Source organism: Sphingobium sp. AP50, assembly GCF_900109095.1.
Taxonomy (GTDB): Bacteria; Pseudomonadota; Alphaproteobacteria; order Sphingomonadales; family Sphingomonadaceae; genus Sphingobium.
On sequence record NZ_FNYZ01000006.1, the window covers coordinates 120690 to 138720 of the forward strand.

At 62.3% G+C, this 18031-nt stretch carries 17 protein-coding genes and 1 tRNA gene; 7 read left to right on the top strand and 11 right to left on the bottom strand.

Annotated elements, in window-relative coordinates; genetic code table 11:
* Positions 1–3 precede the first annotated feature (3 nt).
* The 3 genes from BMY84_RS12465 to BMY84_RS12475 are packed head-to-tail and all read right to left on the bottom strand — an operon-like array spanning position 4 to position 2496.
* Complete coding sequence (locus BMY84_RS12465; protein WP_093084248.1) at positions 4–765, bottom strand: alpha/beta fold hydrolase; 762 nt, start codon at positions 763–765, stop codon at positions 4–6.
* A gap of 58 nt (positions 766–823) precedes the next feature.
* Entirely contained in the window at positions 824–1462 is a 639-nt protein-coding gene (locus BMY84_RS12470) for a DUF2238 domain-containing protein (RefSeq protein ID WP_093084250.1), read from the bottom strand.
* 8 nt (positions 1463–1470) lie between these two features.
* On the bottom strand, positions 1471–2496 hold the full coding sequence (locus tag BMY84_RS12475; RefSeq protein WP_093084252.1) for an aspartate-semialdehyde dehydrogenase: 1026 nt from the start codon (positions 2494–2496) through the stop codon (positions 1471–1473).
* Positions 2497–2666: 170 nt separating this feature from the next.
* Between BMY84_RS12475 and BMY84_RS12480 the strand changes: the two genes are divergently transcribed.
* A complete protein-coding gene (locus BMY84_RS12480) occupies positions 2667–3377 on the top strand; it encodes a class I SAM-dependent methyltransferase (protein WP_093084254.1) in 711 nt (236 codons plus the stop codon).
* Between the two features lie 3 nt (positions 3378–3380).
* On the opposite strand, the gene BMY84_RS12485 is transcribed toward BMY84_RS12480, so the two are convergent.
* The 3 genes from BMY84_RS12485 to BMY84_RS12495 all read right to left on the bottom strand — a co-directional run bounded on the left by BMY84_RS12485 (position 3381) and on the right by BMY84_RS12495 (position 7165).
* Entirely contained in the window at positions 3381–4703 is a 1323-nt protein-coding gene (locus tag BMY84_RS12485) for a DUF418 domain-containing protein (protein WP_093084256.1), read from the bottom strand.
* Positions 4704–4755: 52 nt separating this feature from the next.
* Complete coding sequence (locus tag BMY84_RS12490) at positions 4756–6975, bottom strand: S9 family peptidase (protein WP_093084258.1); 2220 nt, start codon at positions 6973–6975, stop codon at positions 4756–4758.
* Positions 6976–7090: 115 nt separating this feature from the next.
* Positions 7091–7165, bottom strand: a tRNA-Val gene (locus BMY84_RS12495).
* Between the two features lie 136 nt (positions 7166–7301).
* Between BMY84_RS12495 and BMY84_RS12500 the strand changes: the two genes are divergently transcribed.
* Positions 7302–7430 carry an entericidin A/B family lipoprotein gene (locus tag BMY84_RS12500; protein WP_093011594.1) on the top strand — a complete coding sequence of 43 codons (129 nt, stop codon included), beginning with the start codon at positions 7302–7304 and terminating at the stop codon, positions 7428–7430.
* An 11-nt stretch (positions 7431–7441) separates the two neighbouring features.
* On the opposite strand, the gene BMY84_RS12505 is transcribed toward BMY84_RS12500, so the two are convergent.
* Positions 7442–7630, bottom strand: coding sequence for a hypothetical protein (locus tag BMY84_RS12505; RefSeq protein ID WP_093011591.1), 189 nt, complete (start codon positions 7628–7630; stop codon positions 7442–7444).
* Positions 7631–7832: 202 nt separating this feature from the next.
* Between BMY84_RS12505 and hslV the strand changes: the two genes are divergently transcribed.
* The 3 genes from hslV to BMY84_RS12520 all read left to right on the top strand — a co-directional run bounded on the left by hslV (position 7833) and on the right by BMY84_RS12520 (position 11929).
* A complete protein-coding gene (hslV, locus tag BMY84_RS12510; RefSeq protein WP_177204005.1) occupies positions 7833–8375 on the top strand; it encodes an ATP-dependent protease subunit HslV in 543 nt (180 codons plus the stop codon).
* A gap of 16 nt (positions 8376–8391) precedes the next feature.
* Positions 8392–9693 carry an ATP-dependent protease ATPase subunit HslU gene (gene hslU, locus BMY84_RS12515; protein WP_093084262.1) on the top strand — a complete coding sequence of 434 codons (1302 nt, stop codon included), beginning with the start codon at positions 8392–8394 and terminating at the stop codon, positions 9691–9693.
* 112 nt (positions 9694–9805) lie between these two features.
* Positions 9806–11929, top strand: coding sequence for a S9 family peptidase (locus BMY84_RS12520; RefSeq protein ID WP_093084263.1), 2124 nt, complete (start codon positions 9806–9808; stop codon positions 11927–11929).
* Positions 11930–12034: 105 nt separating this feature from the next.
* Here the strand turns inward: BMY84_RS12520 and proS are convergent, their stop codons facing one another.
* The 3 genes from proS to phaR form a co-directional block, all read right to left on the bottom strand.
* A complete protein-coding gene (gene proS / locus BMY84_RS12525) occupies positions 12035–13561 on the bottom strand; it encodes a proline--tRNA ligase (RefSeq protein ID WP_093084395.1) in 1527 nt (508 codons plus the stop codon).
* 107 nt (positions 13562–13668) lie between these two features.
* Positions 13669–14010: a hypothetical protein gene (locus tag BMY84_RS12530; RefSeq protein WP_093084265.1), complete on the bottom strand. Its 342-nt coding sequence runs from the start codon at positions 14008–14010 to the stop codon at positions 13669–13671.
* Positions 14011–14015: 5 nt separating this feature from the next.
* Positions 14016–14582: a polyhydroxyalkanoate synthesis repressor PhaR gene (gene phaR / locus BMY84_RS12535; protein ID WP_093084266.1), complete on the bottom strand. Its 567-nt coding sequence runs from the start codon at positions 14580–14582 to the stop codon at positions 14016–14018.
* Here phaR and BMY84_RS12540 point away from each other — a divergent pair.
* Together BMY84_RS12540 and BMY84_RS12545 are read left to right on the top strand one after the other, a co-directional pair.
* On the top strand, positions 14581–15669 hold the full coding sequence (locus BMY84_RS12540) for an alpha/beta hydrolase (RefSeq protein WP_256215225.1): 1089 nt from the start codon (positions 14581–14583) through the stop codon (positions 15667–15669). The two genes, phaR and BMY84_RS12540, sit on opposite strands and share 2 nt — an antisense overlap.
* Positions 15670–15736: 67 nt before the next feature.
* Positions 15737–16909 carry an acetyl-CoA C-acetyltransferase gene (locus BMY84_RS12545; protein ID WP_093084398.1) on the top strand — a complete coding sequence of 391 codons (1173 nt, stop codon included), beginning with the start codon at positions 15737–15739 and terminating at the stop codon, positions 16907–16909.
* 56 nt (positions 16910–16965) lie between these two features.
* On the opposite strand, the gene alr is transcribed toward BMY84_RS12545, so the two are convergent.
* Complete coding sequence (gene alr, locus BMY84_RS12550) at positions 16966–18012, bottom strand: alanine racemase (protein ID WP_093084268.1); 1047 nt, start codon at positions 18010–18012, stop codon at positions 16966–16968.
* Between the last annotated feature and the right edge of the window lie 19 nt (positions 18013–18031).

Genomic DNA, 18031 nt, shown 5'->3' on the forward strand with positions numbered 1-18031 from the left:
CAGTCAAGCGGTCAGGAAATCGACCATCGCCTGCCCCAGTTCCTTGCGGGTGACGGCGTTCATATGATTGCCCGGCACCTCGACATAACGACCGTTCGGCAATATTTCGACCAGTTCCTGCGCAATGCCATTATCCTGATCGTCCGCGCCGCAAATCACCTCGGTCGGCTGTTGGAAGCCGGCGATGACCTGTTCGGGCGTGTCGACGAAGGTGTTCAGGATGTTGAGCATGGCTACCGGATCACCCTTGGTGGTCTTGAGAAATGCCTCGGTCATCCATTCGGAGGTGCCGCGTTCGAACGTGCCCAGATTGGTGAGGACATTCTTGTAATAGCCGCCCTTGTCCAGCGTCTTGACCAGACCGCGCAGCCCCATGCCGGCCAGGATCACGCGCCGCGGTGTCGCGCCACGAGCCAGCATGCGGACCGTCGTGCGCGCGCCCAGCGAATAGCCGCCAAGGTCATAGTCGGTCAGGCCCATCTGCTCGACCAGCGCCAGATTATCGTCGGTCAGTGCGTCGGGCGGATAGGCAGCGGCATCATGCGGCTTGGCGCTTTCGCCATGGCCGCGCAGGTCCGGCAGGATCAGCCGGAAACCCGCGTCCACCAGCTTTTGCGCATGACCATAGCGAATCCAGTTGGTCCAGGCGTTGGAGAAATAGCCGTGGATCAGCACCAGATCGCGCCCCTGCCCCACGACATGCACTGCGATCGGCAATCCATCCCGACCCTTGATATCATGGCGTTCGATCTGAAGGTCGGTCATCTGGGGCAATTCCTTGTAGCGGCAGGCTGACGGGCGGGGATTGCCCGCCGATATGGCGTCAGCCCCTGCGGCGCAAGAGGGCGATGACCGCGATGGTCGCGCCAATCTGTGCGGACGCCATATCTTTTTGCGCGTCCCAGACATCGCCTTGCTGGCCATTATAATAGTCGGCTGTGTCGTCAGCGGCGATGATGGTCAGCAACCATTCGAAAATTTCATATAGCGCGCTGCCAAGGCCGATGGCAGCAAAGGCAAAGATCAGGCTCCAGCGCCAGCGCAATGTGCCGTATCGATGCGCGACTTCGGCGATGGGGAGGGTCAGCAGAGCACCGAAGGCGAAATGCACCAGCCGGTCGTAACCATTACGTTTCATGCCGAAGAGACTGGAAATATCATGCCCGCTGATTGCCCGCGCCCAATCATCATAGGGAACGTAGGAGTAGATCCAGCGCGCGCCCAGAGTGTGGAGCAGCAGGAACAGCCAGATACAGGCGATTGCCGATGCAGGAAGAGGCCAGCGTCGCAACAGCCACGGCGCAGTCAGGATCAGGGCAACCGTGGGTCCGTGCTGGAGCGGCGCGAGATCGGGATAGGGTTGCGCAATATTGGCGAGGCCGATCGCGGCCATCAGAAGAAGGATCATCCGGCGCTGCGCGAGCGGAAGGGCTTTCCACATCGCGACAGCGCCGGAGATCATAAGGGAGCTTAGCCCTTCTTGAGGTGGCGACGGCCGAGCAGTTCGGCGATCTGGACCGCATTCAGCGCTGCGCCCTTGCGCAGGTTATCGCTGACGCACCATAGGTTGATGCCGTTCTCGATCGTCGAGTCTTCCCGCACGCGACTGATGAAAGTCGCGAAATCGCCGACGCATTCGATCGGGGTGATGTAGCCGCCGTCTTCGCGCTTATCGACCAGCATGATGCCCGGCGCTTCGCGCAGAATGTCCTGCGCTTCCTTGGCCGAAATCTCGTTTTCGAATTCGATGTTGATCGATTCCGAATGGCCGACGAACACGGGCACGCGCACGCAGGTCGCCGTGACCTTCACCTTGGGATCGAGGATCTTCTTGGTTTCCGCGACCATCTTCCATTCTTCCTTGGTCGAACCATCGTCCAGGAAAACGTCGATATGCGGGATCACGTTGAAGGCGATCTGCTTGGTGAACTTCTTGGCCTCCGCCGGATCGCCGACGAAGATGTTGCGGCTCTGTTCGAACAGCTCATCCATGCCCGCCTTGCCCGCGCCGGACACCGACTGATAGGTCGACACGACGACGCGCTTGATCTTCGCAGCGTCATGCAGGGGCTTCAAGGCCACGACCATCTGCGCGGTCGAGCAGTTCGGGTTCGCGATGATGTTCTTCTTGGTATAGCCGTCGATCGCGTCCGGGTTCACTTCGGGCACGATCAGCGGCACGTCCGGGTCCATGCGGTAGAGCGACGAGTTGTCGATCACGACGCAGCCGGCCGCCGCCGCCTTGGGCGCATACTCAGCCGTCGGGCCGGAACCTGCGGCGAACAGGGCGATATCCCAGCCGGTGAAATCGAAATGTTCAATATTTTTGCATTTGAGAATCTTGCCAGTGTCACCGAACTCGACGTCGGTGCCCTGCGACCGGGGCGATGCAACCGCCGCGATCTCGTCAATAGGGAACTCGCGTTCGGCGAGAATGGTCAGCATCTCGCGGCCCACATTACCGGTGGCACCCACGACGACGACCTTGTAACCCATGACTAAAGTCTCCACTCAATATGCATTATTGCAGCGGGGGCGGCATAGCGATACTGCGGCGTTTGTCCAGAAAGAAGGGCTTGGTCAGGAAAAAGCGCACGCATTGCCATTATGGCCCTGCGTCAGTACGAAAACCGCCCTCTCCCCCATGATACGGAAATATTCTTCTGATGCAGTCCGACTTGCTGCCGCCCCAGCCCGACCAATGGTTTCACAGTTTCGCCTTTCCCGATGGCGAACGGGTCAATGGCATCAAGCCGCTGGAATCGCTTCAGGAGGAAGCGGACCTGATCTTTCCCGCGCCGCTTGCGGGCAAGAGCGTGCTCGACATCGGGGCTTGGGATGGCTTCTTCTCCTTCCAGGCGGAACGGCGCGGCGCCGCCAGCGTACTGTCGACCGATCATTTCTGCTGGTCAGGCGAAGGCTGGGGCAACAAGCAGGGGTTCGATCATGCTCATGCCCGTTTCGGATCGAAAGTCCGGTCGCTGGATCTGGACGTGGCCGATCACCGGGTGGAGGAACTGGGCCAGTTCGACATGGTGCTGCTGCTGGGCGTGCTCTATCATGTTACCGATCCCTATCGCACGCTGGAGGCCGCCGCCGCGATGAGCCGCGATCATCTGGTGATCGAGACGGTGACGTCGCTGCGCCATGAGCCGGTGCCGGCGATGCGGCTGTTCACCGAACTGGAACTGGACCGCGATTCCACCAATTATTGGGCGCCCAACATATTGGCGCTGCGCGAGATGTGCCGGCGCTTCGGCTTTACCCGCTTTCAGGTCGTGCCCGAAGCGCTCGACAATCAGGGCTGGCGCAAATGGGCGATGCACTTCCGCAAGAAGGACCGTTATCGCCGGGCGATCTTCCACGCCTGGCGATAACCCTCATTCCGGTATCCGGCGAAAGGGCTGGCGCCGCCAGTAAGCGAGCGAGCGCCACGCCCATTCCATCGGCCCGCTGATGAAAAAGCGGGTCCAGATATTCGCCACCAGCAACAGCAGCAAGGCGATGCCGGTGGCCCAGACCCAGAGCGTCGCCCAGCCGAACACGCCCTTCAATCCCACAGCAGCGGGCGAGAAGAGGATGTTGATGCCGATGATCTGCTCCAGGAAATAGAGCGAGAAGGCAACCTGCCCGGCTGCCACGAACGGCTTCAATATCGCATGGCTGACGCGGAACCGCACCAGCAGGTTGACCAGCGCGACATGGCCCAGCGACACCGCGATCCGCGCATATTCGCCGGTGATCCAGATGGTCTTGGGAATGGGCTGGAACGCCAGCATCTCCATCACGCCCAGCGCGCGGGCGCCAAGGCCGAAGCCATAGGTCATCAGCGCCATGATCAGGTAGAAGCGGGTCGATCGCTGCCCCTGAATGATGCCCATCTTCCATAAGGCAATGCCGATCAGCATCGCGCAAAAGGCTTCGGCCACGCCAATATAGATGGCACCCTTGGCCGCGAAAGTCAGCCAGGCGCCCCAGAGATAGGTCGCATAGCCGACATAGCTGCCGCTGCGCGCCTTGCTTTCCGCCTCAGCCTTTTCTTTGGTTTCCTTGTCGATCCTGAAGCGGTCCAGTTTCTTCTTCCACGCCTCCAGCGCGGCCTTGTCCGCCTTGTCCAGCGGCTTGCCCTGCGCCTGATGCTGCTGCGCCGTCTGGACGCTGGCGACGAGTGATACGCGCTCGACATATTGGACGGTGGCAAAGATGCCGATGGCCGTGGCGAAGAGCAGGCCCAGCGGGATCAGCGACCGCGGCCGCAAATGGCGGAAAGGAAAGAGGAACAGCGCGGCCAGCGCATAGACATGCAAGATATCGCCCGGCCAGAGCAGCAGGAAGACGTCGATCAGTCCGAACAACAGCAGCCATAATGCCCGGCGGATATAGAGGTCGGCAACCGCGACCGGCCCGTCCGGCTTCATCGCCTTGGCCGCCAACACCATCAGCGCCGCGCCGAACAGGAATTCCAGCAGGCCGCGCTGTGTCCCTTCCCAGAATATCTGGATGATGCTCCAGGCGGTACGGTCGGCCGGCGCCCAGCCGATCTGGCGGAAATCGCGCAGCATCAATTCGCTGGGCCCCGCCATGAAGGGCAGGTTCATCGTGAAGATGCCCAGGATCGCAATGCCGCGTAATATGTCGAGAACCTCGATACGCGCCTTGCCGCGCACCGGATTGAGCAGGACTTCCCCCGTCGTCGTCGCCATGCATGCCTCCCCCCGGAAGATGGAGGGAGGCTATGCCTGTTGCGTCATGACGTCAATCGGCAGGACCACCGGCATGTTCGGCCAGGAAATGCTCGATCGTCTTCCACAGATGGACGCTGATGCCGGGGCCGCCGACGCGGTGGGTCTGGCCCGGATAGGCCATCATCTCGAACGGCACGGCCGCGCCCTGCATCTTCGCCATCAGCGCGGTGGCATTGTCGAACACGACATTGTCGTCGGACATGCCATGGATCAACAGCAGCGGATCGGCGATCTTCACCGCCTCATCCACCGCGCCCGACGCTGGGTAAGCGCTGGCCTTGTCCTGCGGCTGGCCCAGATAGCGTTCGGTATAATGGGTGTCGTACAACTGCCATTTCGTCACCGGTGCACCCGCGACGGCCGCGGCAAAGACGCCCGGCGCTTTTTCCAGCAGCTTGAGCGACATGTAACCGCCATAGGACCAGCCATAGGTGGCGATGCGCTTGGGATCGACAAAGGGCTGGGCCTTCAGCCATTCCACGCCCTTCAACTGGTCATCGACTTCCACCGTGCCCATGGCGTGATAGATGTGGTCCTCGAACGCCTTGCCGCGATCGGGCGTACCGCGATTATCGATCGCGAAGACGATCCAGCCGCGATCAACCAGATATTGGTTGAGCGCGCCCGACCATGTGTTCGTCACCTGCCGTCCGCCGCCGGGGCCGCCATAATGGATCATGAACACCGGATAGCGCTTCCCCGGTTCCATCTTCGGCGTCATGATCTTGGTATAGAGGGTCGTGCCGTCCGCCGCCTTCACCGTGCCGAACGTCGTCTTCACATGATCGGCGACATAGGGGGCATAGGGATGGCTGCCCGCCAGCGCATTTTGCGACAGCCATTGCAACTGCTTGCCGCCATTGTCCGCCAGATAGACCTGCTTGGGCTGGTCCACATTCTGGCGCGTCACCACGACGCGGGTCGCCGCGCCGTCCATCACGGCGTCATTCCACCAGCCCTGCTGCGTCAGCGCGCTGGCCTTGCCCGCTTTGCCAAGCGGCGCGACGTAGAGTTGCTGTTCCAGCGGTGTTTCGCGATTGCCGGTGAAGTAGACCAGCCCTTTGGCCTCATCCACGCCCACGACATCGCGCACTTCCCAATCGCCGCTGGTCAGCGCGGTCCATTGCGCGCCCTTGACGCGATAAAGATGGCCATGGCCGCTCTTTTCCGACCACCAGAGGAGGCTGCCGTCTTTCAGCGGATGGAAATTGTTCGACAGATTGATCCAGCTTTTCGCCGTTTCGGTCAGGGCGACGGTCGCCTTGCCCGTCGTCGGATCGACCGCCAGCAGATCGAGCTTTTTCTGGTCGCGGCTCTCGCGCTGGACATAGAGCGTCCGGCCATCCTTCGACCAGTCGACGCGGGCGAGGTAGATATCCTTGTCCGCGCCCAGATCGACCTGCACCTGTCCTGAGCCGTCCGGCTTCATGACATAAAGATCGACAATGGCATTGGGCGTACCGGCAGCGGGATAACGCTGCTGATAGACCTTGGTCCCCTCCCCGCCGATCGCGGTGCGGGTGACGATACCGACGGGGCTTTCATCGACGCGGGCGACGGCAATGCGCGCATCATCCGGCGACCACCAGTAGCCGGTGCGCCGGTCCATTTCTTCCTGCGCGACGAACTCGGCCGTGCCCCAGCTAACCGTGTCGCTGGCGCCCTGCGTCAGTTGCCGTTCAGCGCCGCCCATGGCCTGCACGAAAAGATTGCCGCCACGCACGAAGGAAACGAAGCCACCCTTCGGACTGACGACGCCATTGAGTTCGCCATCGGGCGTGTCGGTCAAGCGGGTGACCTTGCCATCCAGACCCGCCAGATAGAGATCACCATCCACCGGGACCAGGATGCTCTTGCCGTCAGGCGACCAGTCATAGCTGGTGATGCCGGTGCTGCCCGCGACGGAACGATCGCGCTCCCGCTGCATCTTTTCCGCTTCGCTGAGGTCCGCGCCGCTACCGGTTTTCTTCGAATCGACCAGCATCCGTTCCGCCCCGGTCTTGCTGTCGATCGCCCACAGGTCCAGCCGCTCCTTTTCGTCCGCGCGCGGCTTCAGCAGCGTCACCAGCGAACCGTCCGGCGACAATTTCAGCGCGCGGGGCTGCGGCCCGGCCAGATCGGGACTGGCGAAGACGCGCTCCAGCGTGAGCTTTTCCTGCGCATGGGCGGATATAGTGGGGGTCAGCAACAGCGCGCCAAGGGCTGCACCGGCTTTCAGATAGGGGGGCATGGTCGTCCTTTCCGGTCGGCGCGCGAACGCACCGCTTCATGGCGCAGGCTTAGCGCGTTGCAGAAGAAAAGATCAATGCCGGGAAATAATCTATCCTGCCATCCTCTCTGGAGGATGGTGGGCGCGACAGGGATTGAACCTGTGACCCCACCCGTGTGAAGGGTGTGCTCTACCGCTGAGCTACGCGCCCCCTGTAAGGAGGAGGCGGCCTTTGGCATCGGCGGCGCAGCCTGTCAACATGCTCTTATCGATTTGATGCAAAATGCTTTCCCGTTTATCCGACCGGCGCCTATAAACGGGCATCAAATCTGGAAAGTGGAATCTCTATGCGTCAAATCCTTGCCCTGCTGATCGGTAGCCTGATGCTGACGGCGCTCGCCGCCTGCAATACGGTGCAGGGCGTTGGCCGCGATATCGAATCGGTGGGACGTGCCGGCAAAGATGCCATGCACTAAATAGCGACGCGTTACTGGAGGACGCGGCCGATGGCGGTCGCGTTCTTGCGCAGACGAACGCCGTCACATTCCGGTTCGCCACATTCGCAGGCCTCGATCGTGTAGCGGTTGCCGCACATGACCAATATGTCCTGATCGAAGGAATAGTTGGAAATCCCGGCGCGCTCCACCTTTTCCTGTGCTCTGGCCTTGAGAGACATATATGGGCGGCTCCTTCCGGAATTCGGTCAGTCATCATTGATATTGCAATGCACAATGTCAAACGAATAGCATTTGTTCCTGAACATATTGTAAGAATATTGTCGCCGAAATGACACGTTTGATCGCGCTTACCGGGGCGACTTGCACGCAGCGACACTGCGTCCCATATGCCGGCTCATGAACGACCAACGCAGCTCTTCCATGCCGGTCTGGCATGGCACCACTATCATGTCCGTCCGCAAGAATGGGAAAGTCGTCGTCGCCGGCGATGGCCAGGTTTCCATGGGCCAGACGGTGATGAAGCCCAATGCCCGCAAGGTGCGTCGCCTGCATGATGGCAGCGTCATCGGCGGTTTCGCCGGCGCCACCGCCGATGCCTTTACGCTGTTCGAGCGGCTGGAGGCCAAGCTGGAGCGCCATAATGGCCAGTTGATGCGGGCCGCCGTGGAATTGGCGAAGGACTGGCGCACCGACAAATATCTGCGCAATCTGGAAGCGATGATGATCGTCGCCGACAAGGATGTGACGCTGATCCTGACCGGCAATGGCGATGTGCTGGAGCCTTTGGGCGGCGTCGCGGCGATAGGTTCGGGCGGCAATTACGCCCTCGCCGCCGCCCGCGCGCTGGTGGAATATGAGGAGGACGCCGAAACCCTCGCCCGCAAGGCGATGGGCGTCGCGGCGGACATCTGCGTCTACACCAACGACCAGCTGACGATCGAAACGCTCGACAGCGCGAACTGAGATTTCAAGAGAAGATATGAACGACAACCTGACACCCAAAGCCATCGTTGCCGCGCTCGATGCGCATATCATCGGCCAGCATGACGCCAAGCGCGCCGTAGCCGTTGCGCTCCGCAACCGCTGGCGCCGCCAGCATCTCCCCGCTGATCTGCGCGACGAGGTGACGCCGAAGAATATCCTGATGATCGGGCCGACGGGCTGCGGCAAGACGGAGATCAGCCGTCGGCTCGCCAAGCTGGCCGACGCCCCCTTCGTCAAGGTCGAAGCCACGAAGTTCACCGAGGTCGGCTATGTCGGCCGCGACGTCGAACAGATCGTCCGCGATCTGGTGGAAGAAGCCGTGCGCCTGGAGAAGGACCGCCGCCGCGAGGCTGTGCGCGAAGCTGCCTCCGAAGCGGCCATGGCCCGCCTGCTCGACGCGTTGACCGGCAAGGAAGCGAGCGAGGCCACCCGCCTCTCCTTCCGCCAGAAGATCGAGAACGACCAGATGAACGATGTGGAGGTCGAGGTGGAAGTCGCCGACACCCCCTCCATGCCGATGGAAATCCCCGGCATGGGCGGTCAGGTTGGCATGATCAACCTGTCCGACATGATGTCCAAAGCGTTTGGCCAGCAGCAGAAGAAGCGCCGCAAGATGCGCGTCGCCGAAGCCTGGGACAAGCTGGTCGAGGAAGAGCAGGACAAGCGCCTGGATCAGGACGACGTCGCCCGCGTCGCCATCACCAGCGCCGAACAGAATGGCATCGTCTTCCTGGACGAGATCGACAAGATCGCCGTCAGCGACGTGCGCGGTGGTTCGGTCAGCCGCGAAGGCGTGCAGCGCGACCTGCTCCCGCTGATCGAGGGCACGACCGTCTCGACCAAATATGGCCCGCTCAAGACCGACCATATCCTGTTCATCGCGTCCGGTGCCTTCCATGTCGCCAAGCCAAGCGATCTGCTGCCGGAGTTGCAGGGGCGCCTGCCGATCCGTGTCGAACTCAAGGCGCTGACCGAGGAGGATTTCGTCGCGATCCTCTCCGACACTAAGGCCAGTCTCGTCGCGCAATATCGCGCCCTGCTGGCGACCGAGGAAGTGACGATCGACCTGACGCCCGAAGGCATCCGCGCCGTCGCCAAGATCGCGGCCGATGTGAACAGCGAGATCGAGAATATCGGCGCCCGCCGCCTCCAGACCGTCATGGAAAAGCTGCTGGAGGATGTCAGCTTCGAAGCGGAAGATCGCCGCGGCGAAACGCTGGTGATCGACCGCGCCTATGTCGACAAGCAATTGTCGGCGGTGGCGCATGACACAGACCTCAGCAAATATGTGCTGTAACTGACCGGATGACCTAAGTCCGGGCCTGCCGCTTCCTATGGCAGGCCCGGATTATCTTCCCCCCTGCCCGCCATCATGCCAGCCTCCCTTCAGCGATTCGCAGGGAGGAAATATGATCCGCACTTCGGCTTGGCTCTTCGCGGGCCTCGGTATGGCCGCACTGTCTGCCGGGCAGGCACAGGAAGCCCCCAAACCACCCGTCGCGGCGAAGAAGCCGCATGAAGTAAAGGCCCCCTTTGGGGTGACCCGACAGGACCCCTATTATTGGCTGCGCGACGATACGCGCAAAGACCCGGAGATGCTGGCCTATCTGGCGGCGGAAAATGCCTATGCCGATACGCTGCTGGCGCCGACCAAGCCGTTGCAGGACAAGCTCTACACCGAAATTACCGGCCGCATTAAGCAGGACGACAGCAGCGTCCCGTACAGGAAGGACGGCTATTATTATTACAGCCGCTTCGAAACCGGCGGCGACTATCCCATCGTCGCCCGGCGCAAGGGCAGCATGGACGCGCCCGAACAAATCCTTCTCGATCAGCCGAAAATGGGCGCAGGCAAGGGCTATTTTGCGATCAGCGGCAAGGAGGTCAGCCCCGACGACAGACTGCTCGCCTATGCCGAGGATCTGGTCGGCCGCCGCCAATATGTGATCCGCGTCAAGGGACTCGCCGACGGCAAGTTGCTGGCCGACGAAATTCCCAATGTCGAACCCGATTTCGCCTGGGCCGACGACAGCAAGACCATCTTTTATGTCGAAAAAGACCCGACCACCCTGCTCGGCAAGCGGGTGAAGGCGCATGTGCTGGGCACCCCCGTCAGCGCGGACCGGCTGGTCTATGAGGAGAAGGACGATACCTTCTACATGGGCCTCAGGAAGACGACGTCGGACAAATATATCTGCATTGTCCTGCAATCGACCGTCAGCAATGAGGAGCGTTGCGCGCCCTCTGCCAATCCGGTGACCTTTACGCCCCTCGCCCCGCGCGAGCGGGAGTTCCTCTACAGCAGCGACAATGTCGGCGGGCAATGGACGATCCGCACCAATTGGCAGGCGCCCAATTACCGGCTGATGACCGTGTCGGACACCGACGCCGTAAAAGGCCGCGCCGCGTGGAAGGATATCGTGCCGACCAGTGCCGATGTCTTCATCGAGAATTTCCAGCCCTTCGACAGCTTCCTCGCGATCGAGGAGCGGTCAGGCGGCAACAAGCGTCTGCGCCTGCTGACCAAGACCGGCAAGAGCAGTTTCGTGGAGGCGGACGAGCCGGCCTATGCCATGGCGCTCAACGTCAATGCCGAAAGCGGTACGCCCTGGGTCCGCTACACCTATGACAGCCTGCGCACGCCGCAGACCACCTATGAGGTGAATGTCGATACCGGTGAGCGCAAGGTGCTGAAGGTTCAGGAAGTGAAGGGCTATGATCCCGAAAAATATGTGACCGAGCGCGTCTGGGCGACTGCGCGCGACGGGACGAAGGTGCCGGTATCGCTCATCTATGCGAAGGGCTTCGGGAAGGACGGCAGCGCCCCGCTCTACCAATATGCCTATGGCAGCTATGGCTATTCGACCGATCCGGCCTTCACGCCGCTCCTGCCCAGCCTGCTGGATCGCGGCGTCGTCTATGCCATCGCCCATATTCGCGGCGGGCAGGAAATGGGCCGGAAATGGTACGATGATGGGCATCTCAAGAACAAGATGAACAGCTTCACCGACTTCATCGACGTGACCCGCGCACTGGTGGATCAGGGCTATGCGAAGAAGGGCCGTGTCGCGGCCATGGGGGGCAGCGCGGGCGGCCTGTTGATGGGCGCGGTCGCGAACATGGCGCCGCAGGATTATAAGCTGATCATCGCGCAGGTGCCGTTCGTGGACGTGGTGACGACCATGCTCGATCCCACCATCCCGCTCACCACCGGCGAATATGATGAATGGGGCAATCCTGAGCAGAAGCAGTGGTATGATGTGATGCTGGCCTATTCGCCCTACGACCATGTCGAGGCGAAAGCCTATCCCAGCCTGTTCGTTGGCACCGGCCTGTGGGACAGCCAGGTCCAATATTATGAGCCGACCAAATGGGTGGCCAAGCTGCGCGCGACCAAGACCGACAACAATCCGCTGGTCTTCCGCATCAATATGGAAGCCGGCCATGGCGGCAAATCCGGCCGCTTCCGTCGCTATCGCGATCAGGCCGAATATAGCGCCTTCGCGCTGGAGCAGTTGGGGGTGGCGCAATAGCCACCTAGACCGTTCGCTTCGAGCGAAGTCGAGAAGCCGAAAGCGCAGCGCTCGAGTTTCTCGACACGCTCGAAACGAACGGACAACTGATTAAAAGTCAGTAGGTCAGTAGCTGCGTCCCACCAGCACCCGCTCGACCGCCGCACTGCCGGTGAAGATGCATACCCCGTCGGCCGCTTCCGCGTCGGTGGGCACATTGCGCAGGGTTAGCTTCTCACCCTTCAGCCACTGCACAACCTTTTCCAGTGCCTCGCCGGTCGGCTTGGACCACTGGACCAGAGCCCAACCGGGAGTCTTGCCGGCCTTGAAATAGGCCTTGAGCGCATCGAGATCAGTGATCGACTTGTCGATATTGCCATCGAGCCGCGCCTTGGCATCGGCGAACAGCGATGCCTGGATATCTTCCAGCATTGCGATTGCGCCGACGACGAAATCGCCCTTGGCGACGATCTGGCTGTCGAGCTTGCCATCCTCGCGATAGAGGCGATCGCGGCGGATGACCGAGACATTGCCGCCGGCCACGTCGCGGCCGCCCACCTCGATCACGATCGGCGCGCCCTTCTTGACCCAGCCCCAGCGCTTGGTCGCGGCCTTGGACGGACGCTTGTCGAGCAGCGCGCGGACCGGCTCGCGGAACACGTCCAGACCATTGAGCTGGTTCACCAGATCGGTGCAATATTCGACGATCGCGGCGTCTTCCTCACTATCGCGCAGCATTGGCACAACCACGACCTGATAGGGCGCGACGCGCGGCGGGACGCGCAAGCCATCATCGTCGCCATGCACCATGATCAGGCCGCCGATCATCCGGGTCGACATGCCCCAGCTGGTGGTCTGGGCCAGTTCCTGCTGCCCTTCGGCATTCTGGAACTTGATATTCTGCGCCTGACTGAAGGTCGTGCCCAGGAAGTGCGAGGTGCCGGCCTGCAACGCCTTGCCATCCTGCATCATCGCCTCGATCGAATAGGTCGCGACGGCGCCGGGGAAACGCTCATTCTCCGGCTTCTCGCCCGCCACCACCGGCAGGCCGACGCAGTCCTCGGCGAAGCTGCGATAGACTTCGAGCATCTTCATCGTTTCTTCCATCGCCTCATCGACGGTGGCGTGCGCGGTATGACCTTCCTGCCACAGGAACTCGCTGGTGCGCAGGAACATGCGGGTGCGCATTTCCCAGCGGACAACATTGGCCCACTGGTTGATCAGCACCGGCAGGTCGCGCCAGCTCTGGACCCAGCGGCTGAAAGCAGCGCCGATCACGGTTTCCGATGTCGGGCGCACGACCAGCGGCTCTTCCAGCTTCGCTTCGGGATCGGGCACCAGCTTGCCGTCCTGCTGGATCAGGCGATGATGGGTGACGACCGCCATTTCCTTGGCGAAGCCGTCGACATGCTCGGCTTCCTTCTCGAAATAGCTGAGCGGAATGAAGAGCGGGAAATAGCAATTTTCATGGCCGGTCGCCTTGATGCGGGCATCGAGCAGGGTCTGGATGCGTTCCCAGATGCCATAGCCCCACGGCCGGATGACCATGCAGCCGCGCACGCCGCTTTCCTCGGCCATGTCGGCTTCGGTGATGACGGCCTGATACCAGGCGGCGAAATCCTTTTCGCGGGTGACGTTGAGAGCGTGCTTCACGGGATACGGACCTTGGCTAGCAAAGAAGAATGGCGCGCCATAGGACAAGCGCGCCGTTCCTGTCGACCCCCTGAACGATCAGGCTGAACGATCAGCCTGCGCAGCAATCAGGCGGCTGCGTCCATCCGCTCCAGCCAGGCTTTCGCCTGTTTCGGTTCGCCCACCGCATCGGCCGCCGCCGGGCCGCGCGCCGCCATGAAATCATGATGTAGTGCGAACGGCTCCAGACCCAGCGTATCGCGCATGGCGTCGATCTCGTCCGCCAGTTCGGACAGGGCCGCAATTACGGGTGCCGTGCGGGCCCTGGCAGCCTTGTCCTTCTGATGATCGAACAGGCCCCAGCGACCGGCAGCCGTATCCCGCAACGCCGCGATCAACGCCGCGCGATACTCTTCTTCCACTTCGCCCCGACGGGTGTCGAGGCGTTCCAGCCGGTCCGCCTTTGCCATGATTGTCAGCTCAGCTTGTCGATCTTCGCGTTGAGCGCCGCGAGTTGGGCCTTGAGATCGTTGATCTCTTCATCCTTGCTGCCTTCCGCCGATGGCGTGGCAGGCGGCGTAGCGCCCGGCACGCTGTTGCCGAACGCGCTGGTGGCGGCTTCGAACATTTGCATGTTCCGCTTGGCGATATCGGCCAGCGGGCCGCCGCCGAACGCACCCTTCATCGCTTCCTGAAACTGCTGCTGGTTCTTGCGAAAGGCGTCCATCGACGATTCCAGATATTGCGGAACCATCGACTGCATCGAATCGCCATACATGGAAATGAGCTGGCGCAGGAAGTTGACCGGCAGCATATTCTTGCCGCGCTGTTCCTCTTCCATGATGATCTGCGTCAGCACATTATGCGTGATATCCTCGCCCGTCTTGGCATCGACCACGACGAACTCGCGCCCATCCCGCGTCATCTGCGACAACAGGTCGAGCGTGATATAACTGGAAGTTTCGGTATTATAGAGTCGCCTGTTGGCGTACTTCTTGATGACGACCGGCTCCGATTCATTGACGGTCTTGGATTTGGTCATGGATTCCTCTCCCACACCTGAGCATATCGCATTAGCACAAGGCGTTGCCGCACCGCAACATGGCCCGCGCCCTTTACCCCTTTTTCTCAATATTTTATGGCGCGAAACGCAGGACGACCCGGAACTGCGCCGCCGGGCCTTCATCGGCCTGCGCAAATATCAGGAGGCAAAGCGGCCGCCGCCAGCGCCGCGCGGTCGATGCGTAGCGACCGCCGGCCCAGCCCGTCTGCTGCAATATGGCGCAGCAACGAGCCGTAATCCGGTGGTTTTCATGCCATCGCTGATCAATCCGCCGCAGGTGCTGGACCTGTCTGGAAGCCGATCCATGCTGCGCCACATGGCCGCAGCAGGACATGAAGCCTATCTGGTCGACTGGGGTGCGCCGTCAGCGCAGGATGCGGCGCTGGGGCTGGACGGCCATATCATGGACCGCCTGCTGCCGATGCTGGCCGCGTTGCCCCGGCCGCCGATATTGGTCGGCTATTGTTTGGGCGGAACACTGGCATTAGGCGCAGCGGCGATGCAGCGCTTTCCGGCGGTGGCGACGATCGCGGCGCCCTGGCGGTTCGATGCCTTCCCAGCCGCAGACCTCGACCTGATCGCCAATATGTGGGGCAATGCAAAAACGATGTGCGAACGGATCGGCTATGTGCCGATGGAGGTGCTGCAATCGGGTTTCTGGGCAATGGACCCCGCGCGGACCATCGCCAAATATGCGGCCTTTGCCGATGCACCGGCCGGATCGGACGCGGAGCGCGCCTTTCTGGCGGTGGAGGATTGGGCCAATGGCGGCGCGCCGCTCAGCTTCGCGGCCGGGCGCGACCTGTTTGAATCCCTCTATGCCGGTAATGCCAGTGGCGCGGGACGCTGGAGGATCGGGGGCCGCGCGGTCGACATCGCGGCGCTCGATTGCCCGACCCTGTCGATCGTCTCGACCAGCGACCGCATCGTTCCGGCCCTTGCCGGACCCCGCCTGAGCGAAGAGCACAGCCTGCATCTGGGCCATGTCGGCATGGTCGTGGGCGGCCGCGCGCGCGAAATATTGTGGGAGCCGCTTTCTGACTGGATTTCCGATCATGGCGGTTGAAGCCCGTTGATCGCTGATGCTATGTGCAGATGCGAAAAAATATTCACTACCAATGAGGATCAAGGCATTGTCAGACATCGTCATTACCGCCGCCAAGCGTACGCCTGTCGGCAGCTTCCTGGGGGCTTTCGGTTCGGTCCCCGCGCATGAACTGGGGCGTCAGGCAATTCTTGCCGCGCTTGCTCAGGCCGCCGTCGCACCCGAAGAAGTGGATGAAGTGATCCTGGGTCAGGTATTGGCTGCCGCGCAAGGCCAGAACCCTGCCCGTCAGGCTGCTGTCAATGCCGGCATCCCGGTCGAGCGGACCGCGATCGGCCTCAACCAGCTATGCGGATCAGGCCTGCGCGCCGTTGCGCTGGCGGCGCAGGCGATCCGGGCCGGCGACGCCGACATCATGGTCGCGGGTGGTCAGGAAAGCATGTCGATGGCGCCCCATGCCCAGTTGCTGCGCCCCGGCGCGAAAATGGGGCCGGTAACGCTGGTCGACACGATGGTTCATGACGGCCTGACCGACGCCTTCAACAATTATCATATGGGCATCACCGCCGAAAATCTGGCCGAGAAGTACCAGATCAGCCGTGAAGCGCAGGACGAATTCGCCGTCGCCAGCCAGAACAAGGCGGAAGCCGCGCGGGCATCCGGCCGCTTCGTTGATGAAATCGTGCCGGTGACGATCAAGGGGCGGAAGGGCGACGTCATCGTCGAGCATGACGAATATATCCGCGCTGGCGCGACGATCGAAGCGATGCAGGCGCTGCGTCCGGCCTTCAAGAAGGATGGCACCGTGACCGCCGGCAATGCCAGCGGCCTGAACGACGGCGCCGCCGCGCTGGTGCTGATGACCGCCGATGCCGCCGCCAAGCGTGGCGCGACGGTGCTGGGCCGCATCGCGGGCTTCGGCACCGCCGGCGTCGACCCGGCGATCATGGGCATCGGCCCGGCCCCGGCCAGCCGCAAGGCGCTGGCCAAGGCGGGCTGGTCGGTCGCCGACCTCGACCTGATCGAAGCCAATGAAGCCTTTGCCGCGCAGGCGCTGTCGGTCGGTCAGGAACTGGGCTTCGATCCCGAAAAGCTGAACGTCAATGGTGGCGCGATCGCCATCGGCCATCCGATCGGTGCGTCGGGCGCGCGCGTGCTGACGACGCTGCTCTATGAAATGGCCAAGCGCGACGCGAAGAAGGGCCTTGCCACCCTGTGCATCGGCGGCGGCATGGGCGTAGCCATGTGCATCGAGCGCTGAGTCGCTGCAAATGACGCAAAGGGTCGCCGGTCGAAAGATCGGCGGCCCTCTTCATTTTAGTCCCAATGCCGGTCGTAGCGCGCGCCAAGTCCGGTCAGCAGTTCATATTGCGACAGGCCCGACGCCGTGGATGCCACGCCCAGATCATAGGCGATGTCCAGCCAGTCGCCTTCCGCCAGATCGGGCTTTGCGCTGACATCGACCGCCAGCAGGTCCATCGATACGCGGCCCAGCACGGGCAGGCTTTCGCCATCGACAATCACTGCACCCCGCCCCGAAAAGCCGCGCAGATAGCCATCGGCATAGCCCAGGTTCAGCACCGCCACCTCATGATCGCGCTGCGCCGTGAAGGTGGTGTTGTAGCCGATGCTGTCGCCCGCGATCAGTCGGCGACGCTGCAATAGCTGCGCCTGCGGTTGTACCACGGGGCGGATATGGCCCGTCGCCCGATCGCTCGGGATGCCGCCATAGAGCGCCAGTCCCGGCCGGGTCAGATCGAATTGATAATCGCTGCCAAGGCAGATGCCCGCGCTGTTGGCTAGGCTGTAGCGCGGGGCCGACACCTGCCCGCGTAAAGCCATGAAGCGCTCCAACTGGGTCGGGTTGAACGGCGTTTCCTCGTCCGCCGAGGCGAGATGGCTGAGCAGCGTGACGATCTCCAGCCCCTCGACCGTCGCGGCGACATCGGCGCGCCAGTCCAGCCCCAGCCGGTTCATGCCGGTATCGACCATCACGTCGCAGGCGCCGCCGCCCGCCGTCCGCCAGCGGGCCACCTGCGCCGGCGTACACAGCACCGGTCGCGCGCGCGATGCCAGCGCCTGCGCCATATCCTCCGCGCGCACGCCATGCAGCACGGACAGGCTGATGCCATCCTCCAGCAACGGTTCCACTGCTGCCGCCTCGCCCCAGTTGGACACGAAGAAATCCCGGCAGCCCGCCTGCATCAGCCGCCGCATCACCTCGACCGAGCCGAGGCCATAGCCATTGGCCTTGATCGCCGCGCCGCAGGCCGCACTACCGCTCATGGCCGACAGCCAGCGCCAGTTAGAGACGAGCGCGTCACCATCAAGGCGCAGCCGCAGCGGGGCGATATAGCTTTGCATGGCTTTGCCGATAGCGCCC

Bases quoted from the DNA above. Each gene is read 5' to 3' on its own strand.
- BMY84_RS12530 (WP_093084265.1), bottom strand. From the start codon at position 14,010: ATGGCAAAGGCGGACCGGCTGGAACGCCTCGACACCCGTCGGGGCGAA.
- BMY84_RS12540 (WP_256215225.1), top strand. From the start codon at position 14,581: ATGGATTCCTCTCCCACACCTGAGCATATCGCATTAGCACAAGGCGTT.
- BMY84_RS12485 (WP_093084256.1), bottom strand. From the start codon at position 4,703: ATGGCGACGACGACGGGGGAAGTCCTGCTCAATCCGGTGCGCGGCAAG.
- BMY84_RS12465 (WP_093084248.1), bottom strand. From the start codon at position 765: ATGACCGACCTTCAGATCGAACGCCATGATATCAAGGGTCGGGATGGA.
- BMY84_RS12520 (WP_093084263.1), top strand. From the start codon at position 9,806: ATGATCCGCACTTCGGCTTGGCTCTTCGCGGGCCTCGGTATGGCCGCA.
- BMY84_RS12505 (WP_093011591.1), bottom strand. From the start codon at position 7,630: ATGTCTCTCAAGGCCAGAGCACAGGAAAAGGTGGAGCGCGCCGGGATT.
- BMY84_RS12490 (WP_093084258.1), bottom strand. From the start codon at position 6,975: ATGCCCCCCTATCTGAAAGCCGGTGCAGCCCTTGGCGCGCTGTTGCTG.
- alr (WP_093084268.1), bottom strand. From the start codon at position 18,012: ATGCAAAGCTATATCGCCCCGCTGCGGCTGCGCCTTGATGGTGACGCG.
- hslV (WP_177204005.1), top strand. From the start codon at position 7,833: ATGCCGGTCTGGCATGGCACCACTATCATGTCCGTCCGCAAGAATGGG.
- BMY84_RS12475 (WP_093084252.1), bottom strand. From the start codon at position 2,496: ATGGGTTACAAGGTCGTCGTCGTGGGTGCCACCGGTAATGTGGGCCGC.
- hslU (WP_093084262.1), top strand. From the start codon at position 8,392: ATGAACGACAACCTGACACCCAAAGCCATCGTTGCCGCGCTCGATGCG.
- BMY84_RS12480 (WP_093084254.1), top strand. From the start codon at position 2,667: ATGCAGTCCGACTTGCTGCCGCCCCAGCCCGACCAATGGTTTCACAGT.
- BMY84_RS12500 (WP_093011594.1), top strand. From the start codon at position 7,302: ATGCGTCAAATCCTTGCCCTGCTGATCGGTAGCCTGATGCTGACGGCG.
- phaR (WP_093084266.1), bottom strand. From the start codon at position 14,582: ATGACCAAATCCAAGACCGTCAATGAATCGGAGCCGGTCGTCATCAAG.
- BMY84_RS12470 (WP_093084250.1), bottom strand. From the start codon at position 1,462: ATGATCTCCGGCGCTGTCGCGATGTGGAAAGCCCTTCCGCTCGCGCAG.